This window comes from Mucilaginibacter agri, from assembly GCF_009928685.1.
Classification (GTDB): domain Bacteria; phylum Bacteroidota; class Bacteroidia; order Sphingobacteriales; family Sphingobacteriaceae; genus Mucilaginibacter; species Mucilaginibacter agri.
Genome location: NZ_WWEO01000045.1, coordinates 847,385 through 862,849 on the forward strand (window position 1 = coordinate 847,385; position 15,465 = coordinate 862,849).

Annotated in this window: 4 protein-coding genes; 3 read left to right on the forward strand and 1 reads right to left on the reverse strand. The window is 45.9% G+C overall.

Features of this window, described 5'->3' with window-relative positions; all coding sequences use genetic code 11:
• Positions 1 to 17 precede the first annotated feature (17 nt).
• From GSY63_RS23680 to GSY63_RS23690, 3 genes are read left to right on the forward strand one after another with little or no spacing between them, the layout of a single operon-like run.
• Positions 18 to 10,931, forward strand: coding sequence for a T9SS type B sorting domain-containing protein (locus GSY63_RS23680; RefSeq protein WP_166588319.1), 10,914 nt, complete (start codon positions 18 to 20; stop codon positions 10,929 to 10,931).
• A 2-nt stretch (positions 10,932 to 10,933) separates the two neighbouring features.
• The gene (locus tag GSY63_RS23685) at positions 10,934 to 11,866 is read left to right on the forward strand and encodes a PorP/SprF family type IX secretion system membrane protein (protein ID WP_166588320.1); all 933 of its coding nucleotides are present in this window, start codon (positions 10,934 to 10,936) and stop codon (positions 11,864 to 11,866) included.
• Positions 11,867 to 11,876: 10 nt separating this feature from the next.
• Positions 11,877 to 14,009: an OmpA family protein gene (locus GSY63_RS23690; RefSeq protein WP_166588321.1), complete on the forward strand. Its 2,133-nt coding sequence runs from the start codon at positions 11,877 to 11,879 to the stop codon at positions 14,007 to 14,009.
• A gap of 123 nt (positions 14,010 to 14,132) precedes the next feature.
• On the opposite strand, the gene GSY63_RS23695 is transcribed toward GSY63_RS23690, so the two are convergent.
• Positions 14,133 to 15,122: a DUF6515 family protein gene (locus tag GSY63_RS23695; protein WP_166588322.1), complete on the reverse strand. Its 990-nt coding sequence runs from the start codon at positions 15,120 to 15,122 to the stop codon at positions 14,133 to 14,135.
• Positions 15,123 to 15,465: the final 343 nt, after the last annotated feature.

Genomic DNA, 15,465 nt, shown 5'->3' on the forward strand with positions numbered 1-15,465 from the left:
CGGATAAACTTTAAAAAATGAAACTCACAAAGACATTTTTAAAATTTGCGCTCCTGGTTATCTCGTTGGCCTTTATCCTGACACAAGACAGCTTTGCCCAGGTAACGTATACCTCTAAAAACACATCCACTGCAAATGGAACAGTGGGCACTGTACCAGTAACAGATGTTTCTAACAACGGAGCAACAGTCGATCGCTTAGCTGGGGATCAAACCCCAGTAAATTTCCCAATGATCGGAATCTCCGAAACGGTAGCAACACCAATTTTGCAAGCAAACGGATCTTATAATATTGTCTACACTTTCCTGATTCAAAATTACGGGGCTATTGATTTAAGGACAATCAATGCCGTGAATGATTTGAGCACTGTTTTCACTTCGCCCCTAACCTATAGCGTAACCAGTTTAACCAGTAATTTAGCTACGCTGACTGTCAATACGGCATTCAACGGCAATTCTGATAAAAACCTCTTAGTGCAGGCTTCAAGTACATTAGCAGCGGGTGCAAGTGGAACTTTAACCCTAACATTAAATGTAGTTACTAATGGCCAATACGGAGTATTCAACAGCACATCGACAACAAGTGCAGTTACTAATAACGTTGACGCCGTATTGGTGGCCGACGCATCAACTAATAACGCAAGCCCTAACCATGCAGATGGAACAAAAACACCATTAAACTTTACTGATCCGACCCCGGTAGCCCTTAACGCTTCGGATATACAGATCACTAAAACAGCAAGTACTTTAACACCAAACGCAGGCGACAACGTAACATTTACAGTCACAGCCCGAAACCTCGGGCCTGGCGACGCCGCTCCGGTTGTGGTCAATGATATACTGAATACAACAGGTTTTACACTGGTGAACACAACACCGTCTCAAGGTAATTATGATTCTAATACCGGTGTTTGGTCTGTTGGCACGTTACTGGTATCGGGGCAAGCTACCTTAACCATTGTGGCCACTGTATTGCCCGATAAGCCCGCGGGGGTTTACGTCAATACCGCAAGCAGTAACCATCCTGGCGATCCTGTAGCTACAAACAACAGCGCCACGGTTACACTTAGCCCGCAGGCTGTTGCTGATCTGCGTATAGCCAATACTGACAATAAAACAAATTATGTCCCCGGCACAACCAACACCTATACCGTTACGGCTGTCAACCTGGGGCCAAGTAATGCTCCTGGCTCTATAATAATCTATACCTTGCCAACTGGAATTACCGGCACATGGACCGCTGTCTACACCGGAGGAGCTACAGGCAATGCCAGCGGTACTAACAACATTAATGAGATTGTTAATTTACCAACTGGCTCATCGGTAATTTATACGATTGTTGTACCTATACCAAGCAGTCAGACAGGTAATTTCACCAGTACTGCAGCTGTGGCTACAGCAGCCGGGATAAACGACCTTAATCAAGGCAACAATACCGCCGTTGACGACGACATTAGGCTGGGCGATGCCGACCTTGCCATTACCAATACCGACAACAAGGGAACCTACACGCCTGGCACCAGCAATACTTATACGATTGTGGCAACTAATAACGGAGTTAGTGATGTAACAGGGGCAACCATAACTTACCCTTTACCTTCGGGAGTCACAGCAACGTGGACTGCGGTTTATACGGGAGGTGCAACGGGTAACGCGAGCGGTACCAACAGTATTAATGAACTGGTGAATTTGCCGGTTGGCGCTACGGTTACCTACACTGTAATTGCAGCCATACCAAGTAATAAAAACGGCGGCCTTACCACTACGGCAAATATAGCGGTGCCGGTGGGTGTTGTTGACCCAACAACCACCAACAACTCGGCTACGGATATTGATACCCAAAACAGCATTGTTAACCTCGCTATAACTAACACCGATGGAAAAACAATATATGTACCGGGGGTAGCTAATACCTATTCAGTTATAGTTACTAATATAGGACCGAGCGACGCCATTGCTTCGAACGTAATTTACAACCTACCCGCCGGATTCACTTCAACTTGGAGCGCGACTTTTACAGGCGGAGCCAGCGGTACAGCCAGTGGAGCTAATAACATCAATGAAATTGTGAACGTACCGGTTGGGGGCACAATCACATATACGGTTGTTATGCCAATTTTGAGTAGTGAAATAAGTCCCGAAATTACCACCGTAGCAATAGTTGCCGCAAATTCCAGTATGACTGATTCTGCGACAGGAAACAATACTGCGAACGACACCGACACCCGGGTTGGCGGTGCCGATCTAAGTATTACCAACACCGATGGACAGACAACATATACGCCGGGTACATCCAATACTTACACTATTGTAGCCACCAATAACGGGCCGAGTGATATTACCGGTGCAAGAATAACGTACCAGATCCCCCTAAATAGCGTTGCTGCATGGACTGCTAATTATACCGGAGGCGCCACCGGAACGGCCAGCGGCAATGGCGATATTAATGAAACGGTAAATATGCCGGCAGGCTCTACGGTTATCTATACGGTAACTGTAGCTATTCCAAGTACTCAAACGGGCACCTATACTACCACCGCAACAATTGCTTTACCAACTGGTGCAGTAGATCCAACCTCATCAAATAATATTGCCACTGATAGTGACAATCAGAATAGTGAAGCTGATTTAGCTATCACAAATACCGACGGTAAAATAAACTATGTGCCGGGCACCACCAATACTTATACAGTTGTGGCCACCAATACCGGTCCAAGTGATGCACAGGGTTCTAACGTAAGCTTCACGCTACCTGCAGGAATTACCACCGCCTGGACTGCAACGTATAGTGGAGGGGCAACGGGCAACGCAAGTGGCGCTAACAATGTTAACGAAACTGTAAACCTGCCGGCCAGCGGCACTGTTACCTACAACATCGTGGCTTCTATACCGAGTAACCAAACCGGAACCTTGACCAGTGTTGCCACAGTTACTCCGCCGTCATCTGTAACAGATCTAACAACTACTAACAATACAGCTAATGATGTTGACCTGAGAACCGGCGATGCAGATCTGAGCATTACCAATACTGATAACAAGTTGGTTTATGTACCAGGCACTAACAGCACATATATTGTAGTTGCCACTAACAATGGCCCAAGCGACGTTAATGCCACGGTCACTTTTCCTATACCTGCAGGCCTTACCGCGAGCTGGACAGCAGTATACAACGGCGGAGCCACAGGTAACACAAATGGCAGCGGCAATATTAATGAAAGTATACACATACCAGTTGGAGCAACCGTTACTTATACCATTGCGGCAGTAATACCAAGTAGCCAGACCGGTAGTGTTACCACCACGGCAACCATAGCCCCGGCTGTTGGTTTGCAAGACCCTATCGCCGATAATAACACAGCGACAGACACAGACCTAAGAATAGGTAGTACCGATCTTAGTATTACAAATACGGATGGACAAGTCAGCTACACGCCGGGCGTACCCAACACTTACGTTATCGTAGCAACCAACAACGGGCCAAGCGATGCAACTAACGCAGTAATCACATATCCATTACCTTCAGAAGTTACAGGTAGCTGGTCAGCAATTTATACCGGCGGTGCTACGGGCAATACGAGCGGCACAAACAGTATTAACGAAACTGTGAACTTGCCGATAGGTTCAACCATCACTTATACTGTAAATGCAGTAATACCGCCGAGCCAAATCGGTCCGTTAACTACCACTGCCAATATCAGCGTTTCATCCGGCGTAGATCCTATACCGGATAACAATACTGCCACCGACACAGATACCCAAAACAGTGCAGCCGATCTGGGTATCACTAATACTGATTCAAAGGTTATTTATGTACCCGGTATTACCAATACATATACCATAGTTGCTTCTAATACGGGGCCGAGCGACGCTTTAGGTACAACTGTTAATTATATTCTTCCGCCCGGAATTAGCGGAACATGGACTGCAGTTTATACCGGAGGAGCTACAGGCAATGCCAGCGGTACTAACAACATTAACGAAACGGTAAATATGCCATCAGGATCAACAATTACCTATACTGTTGTTGTACCGGTACCAAGCAATCAGACAGGTACGCAGTTTACTACTTCGGCAACTATAGCTGCCGCAACGGGTATTACAGATGCTAACACAGCCAATAATTCAGCAATTGATATCGATACCAGGGTTGGCGGGGCCGATTTATCTATTACAAATACTGATGGACAAAGCACTTATACGCCTGGTACTTTTAACACATACACGGTTGTGGCCTCTAACAATGGCCCGAGCGATGTGGTGAATGCAAACATATCTTACCTCTCTTCGAGTGGCTTAACGGGATCATGGACTGCTGCATTTACTGGCGGTGCAACCGGTAACACCGGTGGTGTTGTTGCAGGCATAGGAAATGCGAACGAACTGGTGAATATGCCAGCTGGTTCAACCATTACTTATACTATCATATTAAATATACCAGGTAATAGGGTCGGTGATTTTACTACAACCGCTTCAATCAGTTTACCTTCGGGATCCGTCGATCCAACACCTAACAACAACACTGCTGTAGATACTGATACACAAAACAGCCAAGCCGATTTAACCATAACCAATACCGACGGCAAAGTTTCTTATACGCCAGGCACAAACAATACTTATACCGTTGTAGCTACCAACACCGGGCCAAGTGACGCGCCAGGTTCAACAGTGACATATACTCTACCTGCAGGTATAACCGGAACATGGACTGCCACTTATGCAGGCGGGGCAGCTGGCAGCGCTAACGGAATCAATGACATTAGCGAAACTGTTAATATGCCAGCAGGCAGCTCAGTTACCTACACCGTAATTGTTACAGTTCCAAGCGGGCAAACAGGCCCATTTATAACTAAAGCAATGATAGCGGTTCCGACAGGAATAACAGATCCAACGCCAACCAATAACACTGCAAATGATATCGACCTAAGAAATAGCGATGCAGATTTAAGCATTACCAATACCGATAACCAGCCTAATTATATACCAGGCACAACCAATACTTATACCGTGGTGGCCTCCAATATCGGTCCGAGCGATGCTTTAAATTCGACCGTTACCTATACTTTACCTGCCGGTATAACAAGCACATGGACTGCTACTTATACAGGCGGTGCAAGCGGGAGTGCAAGCGGAACCAATAATATTAACGAGACGGTGAATATGCCGGTGGGATCGACAATAACTTACAATGTAATTGTTCCAATACCAAGCAGCCAATCCGGGCCTTTTGTAACGGTTGCAGCTATCGCAACACCAGGTTTGATAAGCGACCCGGTAACGGCTAACAATACAGCTACCGACGGAGATATTCAAAACAGCCAGGCTGACTTGAGTATTAGCAATACAGATGGGCAGGGAACCTATATTCCGGGTACTACCAACACCTACACAGTGGTAGCTGCTAATGCCGGCCCAAGCGATGCGCCGGGATCTGTTATAACCTATACACTGCCGGCAGGTGTAACCGCAACATGGACTGCTACTTTTGCTGAAGGTGCAACAGGTAACGCCAGCGGCATCGGAAATATTAACCAAAGTGTAGACCTCCCTTCGGGTGGTTCTGTTAGTTATACCATAACAGCAGCTATTGCAAGTAACGTAACTGGCCCAATAACCACCACGGCTACTATCGCCGCTGCAAGCGGTGTAGTTGATAACACGGTGGGTAATAACACAGCTTCAGATACAGATACCCAAAATAGCCAGGCGGACTTGAGCATCACCAACACCGACGGTAAAACTACTTATACACCTGGTGTAACCAACACTTACACTATTGCAGCCGCTAACGCGGGGCCAAGCGATGCGCCAGGCACAACAGTAACTTACGCGCTGCCGGCAGGTATAACAGGGACATGGACTGCCGTTTATGCAAATGGTGCATCCGGCGCAGCGAGCGGCACTAATGACATTAATGAAATTGTAAACATACCATCTGGCGGCACTGTGACCTATACTGTTGTGGTGCCAATACCTGCGAACCAAAAAAGTCCAACTTTTGTGACTACAGCGAACATCACCGCGGCTGGTGGCATAACTGATGCTACCACAATTAATAACACAGCGGTCGATACCGATACCCAAAACAGCCAGGCCGACCTAAGTATCAGCAATACAGATGGACAGAATACTTATACCCCAGGTACCACAAATACTTATACTGTTGTAGCCACAAATAATGGGCCGAGTGATGCTTTGGGATCAACCCTCACCTATCCAGTGCCTGCAGGGGTAACCGCGCAATGGAGCGCAGTGTACACCGGCGGTGCTACTGGTAATGCAAACGGTACAGGCAATATTAACGAAACTGTAAATCTACCGGCCGGAAGCACCGTTACTTATACTGTCGTGGCGGCCATTACCAGCAATATAACCGGGCCGCTAACTACAACTGCGACCATAACAACTCCGGCTGGGGTTATTGATCCTACACCTGTTAACAACGTTGCTGTCGATATTGACACGCAAAACAGCCAGGCAGATCTTAGCATAACCAATACCGACGGCAAGACTATTTACGTACCAGGTACTACTAACACCTATACGGTAATCGCCACTAACACAGGCCCGAGCGATGCAGTGGGCAGTACCGTCACTTATACCCTGCCATCGGGGGTTACTGGTACATGGACTGCAGTTTATGCCGGCGGAGCAACTGGTAATGCCAGCGGAACCAATAATATTAATGAAACCGTTGATATGCCGATCGGTTCGACCATTACTTACACTGTGGTTGTGCCTGTACCAAGCTCGCAAACCGGTCCGTTGTTTACCACAACGGCAAGCATTAGCCCGGCCGCTGGCATAACAGACGCGACACCGGCTAACAATTCTGCAACAGACAACGATGTAAGAATAGGTGGCGCCGATTTATCCATTACCAACACTGATGGAAAGCTCACCTACACCCCGGGTACCATTAATACCTATACTATTACTGCTACCAACAATGGGCCTAGTGATGCAACCGGCGCTACAGTAACTTATCCATTGCCTACCGGCGTAACAGGTACATGGACTGCTGCCTATACTGGTGGCGCAACCGGCAATGCCAGCGGCGCTGGAAATATCAATGAAACGGTAAACATGCCATTGAATTCTACCGTCACTTACACACTAATCGCCAATGTATCACCTGCACAAACCGGCACATTAACCACCACGGCCACTATTAGTCTGCCGTTTGGATCGGTTGATCCTACGCCTGCCAATAATTCGGCTTCGGATCAGGATATTCAAAACAGCCAGGCAGATCTGAGTATATCTAATACCGACGGGCGAGCAACTTATATACCTGGTACAACTAACACCTATACGGTTGTGGCTTCCAACAACGGACCAAGTGACGCTCCGGGCTCCGCAATAACTTATACCTTGCCTGTCGGCGTAAGCGGAACATGGACAGCCGTTTATGCCGGCGGCGCAACAGGTAATGCCAGCGGTACCGGTAACATCAATGAGAGTGTTAATTTGCCATTGAGCGGCACGGCAACATATACAATTGTGATGACTGTACCAGCCAACCAAACCGGTCCGCTTACTACCCTTGCCGGCATAGTACCGGCAACTGGGATAACAGATGTCAATACCGCAAATAATACTGCTGGCGATACGGATCTAAGGAATAGTCAGGCTGACCTGGGCATTACTAATACCGATGGGCAAACAACTTACACACCGGGTATCGACAACACCTATATAGTAGTGGCTACTAATACCGGCCCAAGTGATGCAGCAGGAACAACAGTTACATATACCCTGCCAGCTGGCATTGCTGGTAACTGGACTGCCACCTTTACCGGGGGTGCAACCGGCAATGCCAGTGGCACTAATAACATTAATGAAACCGTAAGCATGCCAGCTGGCAGCTCTATTACCTATACAGTGACTGCCTTAATACCAGCAGATCAAACCGGCTCATTTACCACAACGGCCAGCATCGCAGCAGGCTTTGCCGTAACCGATGCAACGACTGGTAACAATGCCGCAATTGATGTAGATCTAAGAAATAGCCAGGCTGATCTGAGCATTACTAACACTGATGGAAAAGCCATTTACATACCGGGCACAACCAACACTTATACCGTGGTTGCTACCAATGCAGGCCCAAGTGATGCTTTGGGTACTAACTTAACTTATACGCTTCCAAACGGGATAAACGGTACCTGGACAGCAATTTACACCGGCGGGGCAACAGGTAACGCCAGCGGAATCAACAACATTAACGAAACCGTGAATATGCCAACTGGTTCGAGCATCACCTTTACGGTTGTTGTTCCGGTTCCTAGCGCCCAAACAGGTCCTTTATTTACAACAACAGCAACAATTACCCCTGCGGCTATTGTAACAGACCCCACCCCTACAAACAATACCGCAGTAGATAATGATGCCAGAATAGGTGGCGCCGATCTGTCTATTACAAATACGGACGGCAAACTTACCTATACACCTGGCACCTCCAACACTTACACAGTGGTGGCTGCTAACAATGGGCCAAGCGATGTAACCGGCGCAAACATTACTTATCCGCTACCAGCAGGTGTTTCCGGAACATGGACCGCAACTTATATCGGCGGAGCAACGGGTAATGCTAGTGGTACAGGCAGTATTAACGAATTGGTTAATATGCCGATAGGTGCCACGATTACTTATACAGTGATAGCTAACATTCCTTCGGCACAAATTAGTCCATTGACTACTACTGCGACAATTAGCCTACCGCTTGGTACTGTAGATCCAGTTCCTGCGAATAATACAGCTTCTGATACCGATCTAAGAAATAGCATCGCTGACTTGAGCATCACCAATACAGATACCAAACTAATTTACATGCCGGGCACAACTAACACCTATACCGTAATTGTAACAAATAACGGCCCGAGCGATGCACTGGGTACGACTGTTACTTATGCTATACCTGCTGGATCGGGCGCTACATGGACTGCCGTTTACGCAGGCGGTGCAACGGGTAACTCTGCCGGAACAAATAACATCAATGAAACTGTTGATATGCCAAGCGGTTCAACCATTAGTTACACTGTAATGGTAGCGGTGCCTAGTTCGCAAACAGGCATATTTACTACAACGGCAAACGTTAGCCCTGCAGGTAATGTCTCTGACCCGACATTGAGTAACAACTCCGCGGCAGATAATGATGCCCGGGTGAGTGGTGTTGATTTAGCCATTACCAACACAGACAGCAAGTTAACCTATACCCCTGGCGTAACCAACACATACACCGTTGTAGCCACCAACAATGGCCCAAGTGATGCTATTGGGGCAACTGTTGCTTATACCTTGCCAACCGGCATCAATAGCACATGGACTGCTGTTTATGCCGGCGGTGCAACAGGCAGTGCCAGCGGAAGCAACAACATCAACCAAAGTGTGAACATGCCTGTTGGGTCAACCATCACTTACACAGTGGTTGCCTCCATCCCAAGTACGCAAACGGGCACCTTCACTACCACGGCAACCATTATTTCACCAACAGTATTGGCCGATCTTGTGCCGGAGAATAATACGGCTATTGACAACGACGAGAAGAATAGTATCATCGATCTGAAAATTATCAAAACGGCATCTTACAGCACGCCGTCCATCAATACTCAGACAACCTTTACTCTCGCCGTCAGCAACAATGGTCCAAGTGAAGCAACCAACGTAACTGTTACCGATGTGTTGCCGGCTGGCTTTAGCTATGTAAGTGCTACGCCGTCAATAGGTACGTATAATAACACTACTGGTGTGTGGACCATAGGTAACATGGATCTCTCCACTCAGGCCACCATGAGCATGGTAGTGATGGTTAATGGTGCGGGTAGCTATACCAATATTGCAAACGTTAGCGGGGCCGAAACAGACAGTAATCCAGGTAATAATAGCAGCCAGGTCACTATTTCGCCTAACGGGCTGCCTATAGCCAATAACGATGCGGCAAGTACCGACCCTAACACCGTAGTAACCATTAATATATTGGCCAATGATGTTAAGGCCGAGACGGACCTTGTGCCATCTACTGTTACCATAATAACCCCGCCGCAACATGGCACCGTTACTATTAATACAGCCACAGGCGTAGCCACTTACACGCCAACTGCAAATTACTCCGGCACTGATTCATTTACCTACACGGTGAAAGATGCAAACGGAGGTACCTCGAATATTGCAACAGTAACCATCAAAGTAAATGATGTACCGGTAATTGGTTTGGCCAAGGCGGTTGCTGCACCTGATAAAAATACTGACTGTACTTGCGATGTAACCTACACGCTAACAGTTGGCAATTACGGCATTACGACGCTTAACAATATCAGCATCACTGATAATATGGCCCAAACCTTCCGTGGACAGCGAATAATAATTAAGAGCATCAGATCACTTGGTAAACTGGTTGTAAACCCAACTTACGATGGCATCAACAATATCGAAATGCTTCAGTCGGGCAATTCACTCGCCGTAGGTCAGATAGAACAGATCCAGGTGGTAGTTAATGTTTTACAGGTAACGGGAGCATTATCATTCCAGAATACAGCTACTGCATCAGGTACTTCTGTAACCGGCTTAAAAGCTACAGATCAGTCTACCAACGGCTTTAAACCAGATCCTAACACGAATGGGGATGTAAGCCCGGCAATTCCAACCCCGGTTGACTTACCAAAGCTGATGGTACGCATACCAGCCGGGTTCTCGCCAAATAACGATGGTACGCATGATAACTGGGTTATTGAAAATGCCTGCTCGGATGTGGTCAGCATGGAAATTTATAACAGATGGGGTAACCTGGTGTACAAAGACCCTAATTATAAAAATGATTGGCATGGCCAGTGTAACCGCGGTATCCACATCGGCGACGATCTGCCCGAGGGAACTTATTACTACATCTTGCTGATAAAAGGCGCTAAGTATGTGGGCTATTTAACACTAAACAGATGATTATGAAAAGTGTAAAGAGGTTATTTATATTCATAGTGATCGCATTTGCAGGCAAATCCGCAATGGCGCAGCAAGACGCCATGTATACACAATACATGTTTAACACGCTCGCTATAAACCCGGCTTACGCAGGGAGCCGTAATGTGGTTTCGGCAACTGCACTTTATCGTGCCCAATGGGTGGGCATGGCCGGTGCGCCCAGAACAACTACGCTTAGCATAGACGCCCCGGTTGAAAGCAAACAACTGGGACTTGGCTTACAAGTATTTAATGATCGCATTGGCATACAAAATACCTCGGGTTTTTTTACCAGCTATGCTTACAGGATCAGGATGGATAAAGGAACTCTGGCTTTCGGCCTTCAGGCTGGAGCGAGCCAATATAATGCCGATTTTACTTCGGTCGATTTAGGCTCTGACACCAACCCCGATATGGCCTTTGCTAACAACGTTAATAAATGGCTGGTAAATTTTGGTTTCGGGATGTACTACAACACCGACAAATTCTATATCGGCTTATCGGCTCCTCAATTACTCAATAACAACTTTACCAATTTTAAAGCCACCGGTAGCAATGCATTTACCGGCCAAGCCATCCACGTGTTTTTGGCAGCGGGTTATGTATTTCCGTTAGGAGAAGATTTACATCTAAAACCATCCGTATTATTTAAAGGAGTAAGAGGCGCACCGCTGGAGGCCGACATTAATGCATCGCTTTGGTTTAAGGATATTATATCAATCGGAGCCCAATACCGCACGGAAGCGGACATTGCCGGACTGGTGGAGATCCAGATTACCCCACAGATCAGAATGGGGTATTCTTACGACCGTGCCACCACCAGTTTAGTGCAATACAACTCCGGCAGTCACGAAATTATGTTACGATATGAATTTGGTTTTTCGAAAAGCAAAGTCTTGTCACCACGTTACTTTTAGTTAGATTGATATGCTAAAAAGATACATTATTATACTGGCGCTATCACTTGCACCGCTCCTATTATTCGCTCAGGAAAGCAGCACGCTCAAGTCAGCGCGCAAGGAATACCTGGCCTTACAATACAAACCTGCTATTGTGTTACTGGAAAGAGAACTTAAGGATCATCCGGATGATAAAGAAGCTCAGGAGATGATTGCTGATAGTTATCGCAAAACAAAAAATTATGACAAGGCGATATACTGGTACGCCGAAATTACCAGGCGCCCCGATATGAAATCGCAGTGGGCGTTATACTATGCAGAAGCATTGGCTAATAAACAAAGGTATGAGGCCTCCGAAGTATGGTATCGCAAATATCTGCAATTAGTTACTAAAGACGACAGGGCATCCGCATTCATAGAATCATATCCGCAGGTTGGTGTATTTTTAAAAAACAGAAAGGCATGGACCATCTCCTACCTTAATATTAACACCGCCGCTTCAGAATACTCGCCGTTATATTACAAACAAGGGTTAATTTTCACTGCCAACCGAAAGTTTAAAGGTATGGTAAAAAGGGTTTTTGAATGGGAACAATCCCCATTTACAGATTTGTATTATGTTGACAATCTAAGCGATATAAAGCCTGTAAATGCCGACAGCCTAACTATAGCTCTGCGCCAGAACTATAAAGAAATGGGGCAGAAAAAATACCGGGGCAATGTGGACGACACTGCACCAACGCCCAACGATAGTAAAGTATTAGGAACCTATGATATTAATCTGCTTAAGGATACATTGGGTAATTACCTGTCAACACAACTAAAAGTAGAACGGCTTCCCGGTAAAATCAATACCAAATATCATGAAGGCTCTGCCGCCTTGCTGCCCGACGGCTCTGTGATGTTTACCCGAAACAACTATTTAAACGGCAAGTATGGTAAAAGTAAATCCGGCATACACAAACTAAAGATATACACAGCCAAAGCACCAGATTGGACAACCATTGAATCATTCCCCTACAACAACGACCAGTATTCGACAGGTCACCCTGCTTTGAATAAAGAAGGTACCCTATTGATATTTTCGTCAGATATGCCGGGTGGTTTTGGCGGTGTAGATCTTTATTATAGCAAACGCGCCAGCGTTAATGACGTGTGGGAGAAACCTGTTAACATGGGTCCGGTTATCAATACAGAGGGCAACGAAGTTTTCCCTACCATTTATCGCGACAGCATACTGCTTTTCTCTTCAACAGGTCACGCTGGCTTAGGTGGTTTGGATATTTTTCAGGTGGCATTAAAAGGCGTTGAGCCATTGCATACGCCAATAAATTTAGGGGCACCGCTTAATTCGTCTGTGGACGACTTTGGAATTATCCGGAGCGATGAAGGGTCTACAGGCTATTTTAGCAGTAACAGAAGAGGTAATGACGACATTTACAGCTTTACCTTCCGGCCTTTCGATATCAAGATTCTAGGTTCTGTAGTAGACTCGGCTAGCAATCAGCCCATCTTAAACGCATTGGTAACCACAGATCCAGCTATTGACCTAAAAAAAGATAGCGTCGGTAGGTTTGGCGGACCTCTCAAAGGAGAAACAGTTTATCATATTACAGCAACTGCACCAGGGTATAATACCGTTTCGGATCAGGTAAGTACCAGGGGAATTGATGTTGATACTACCCTGTTTATAACGTTAAGACCACGACGAATCATACTCCCTTTCAATTGCGATTCGCTGAAGCAGAAATTGACATTGGAGAACGTTTACTATACATTCAACAAATCTTACATCCGGACCGACGCGCGTGAAATACTAAACAGGCTTATCGGCTTCTTGAAAGATCAGCCTGAGCTAAGCGTTTTGATTGCCAGCTACTGCGACAGCCGTGGATCTAGCGCTTACAACTTAGATCTATCACAGCGCAGATCGCGAGCTGCAAGAGCATATCTCACGGCACACGGCATTTCCTCCAACCGTATCCAAATTGAATACTTCGGCGAAAGTAACCTGGTAAATAATTGCACCAACGGCGTGCCCTGTTCACCAGCTGCCCAACAGTTGAACAGGCGTTCGGAATTTTTCCTTCTTAAAGATGGTAAAAAGATACTGACAATGGAATGCGATTGGCTTAAACAAGAATTTATGTTGAAACCATAACAACACTTTGGGTTTCGAGAGTTAAAATACCTGTATCACCTTCAAAACCGATATACAACAAAAGAGGCATTGAATATCAATGCCTCTTAACTTTTTCGCAGATTAGATTTAAGAACCTACAAACTAATTATCTGCCTCCACACTGGCAACCTCATACATATCCTTGCCATCTTGTTGAACTGGCTGATAATAAGTCTCGCCAAATTTCACGTATTTCTGGCTGCCAATGGTCACTTCTTCCCCCCCTTCGGGCAGGCTTGGAACCAGCGTACCGGCTGTTGGCGCAACTACTTTATAGCTTGAACCAGACTTTTCGTAATAGGTACCACCGTAGTAATAATTATTTGTTGTTGAGTTAACCACCACTGTTTGGGTGTTTGCCGGTAATGTTGTAATAGTTGCGCCAACCGGTGCAGGCACTACTGTGTAACCGCCGCTGGTCTGCTGGTAATATACCCCCTGATCATAATGATATTTCTGGTTCTCCACGCTGATAATAATAGCTGTTGTAGCTAACGTAGCAATAACAAATCCCCATGGGTGCCAGGCAGGGCCCCAGGCAAACGGACGATAAGGATGGTAACGATACGGTTGATAACAATAATACCGATGGCCTCCATAACGATACGGTGGCCTGGTATATGGGCGGTGTACATCGCGCCTTACCAAGGTGTTACGGTTATTCCGCACATGCACGCTGTTATTTACATTAACGTTGACATTACGATTACCGCTATTAATATTTCTGGTGTTGCGATTGTTTGTGTTACGACTGTTGACTTTATTGTTGCGATTTGGTGTTCTGTTAGCCATCGAACCATTATTGCGATTGGGTTTGGGATGAGTTGCCGGAGTATTACCTCGGTTTGGTCTTTGCCTGGTTACTGCGCTGTTACCACGGTTTGGTCTTTGACTAGCTCCTGCATTTCCGCCTCTATTTGGTGTTTGATGGGTAGCCGGTTTGTTACGACCACCAGCTTTAGCCCCCCCGCCCCTGTTACCTCTGCCTCCTTTTCCTGGTTGCGCCGATAAATTGCCCTCCGGCAATATCAAAAAGGCGGTTAAAACAATCAGAAATAGATTGAATAGTGATCTTTTCAAGAACTTTTTCATCGTATTTTATTTAGTAAACTTTGATATTTTGAGATCCGTTTATTCTAAAAAAGAAATAAAAGAACCATAAGAAAGTCGAACTTTCTTTTGATTTTTCAAGACTAATTGTAGCAGTTAAGGAGAGCGTTTAACAGGCAATTGGATTATAAACTTTACAGTATATTGCTACTTCAATAGAAATTAACTGGGGAGGAAATTGTTTTAGCATGATCTGTTTATAACTTGTCTTTCGATAAAGTTTATGATAATGATGCACTCAAAAATATCACGTTGCTTTTTAAAACGAGAGGTTTTAAGCCGGATGCATGTATCAGATTAAAAATTGAAACAGATTTAGCCTTTT

Bases quoted from the DNA above. Each gene is read 5' to 3' on its own strand.
- GSY63_RS23680 (WP_166588319.1), top strand. From the start codon at position 18: ATGAAACTCACAAAGACATTTTTAAAATTTGCGCTCCTGGTTATCTCG.
- GSY63_RS23685 (WP_166588320.1), top strand. From the start codon at position 10,934: ATGAAAAGTGTAAAGAGGTTATTTATATTCATAGTGATCGCATTTGCA.
- GSY63_RS23690 (WP_166588321.1), top strand. From the start codon at position 11,877: ATGCTAAAAAGATACATTATTATACTGGCGCTATCACTTGCACCGCTC.
- GSY63_RS23695 (WP_166588322.1), bottom strand. From the start codon at position 15,122: ATGAAAAAGTTCTTGAAAAGATCACTATTCAATCTATTTCTGATTGTT.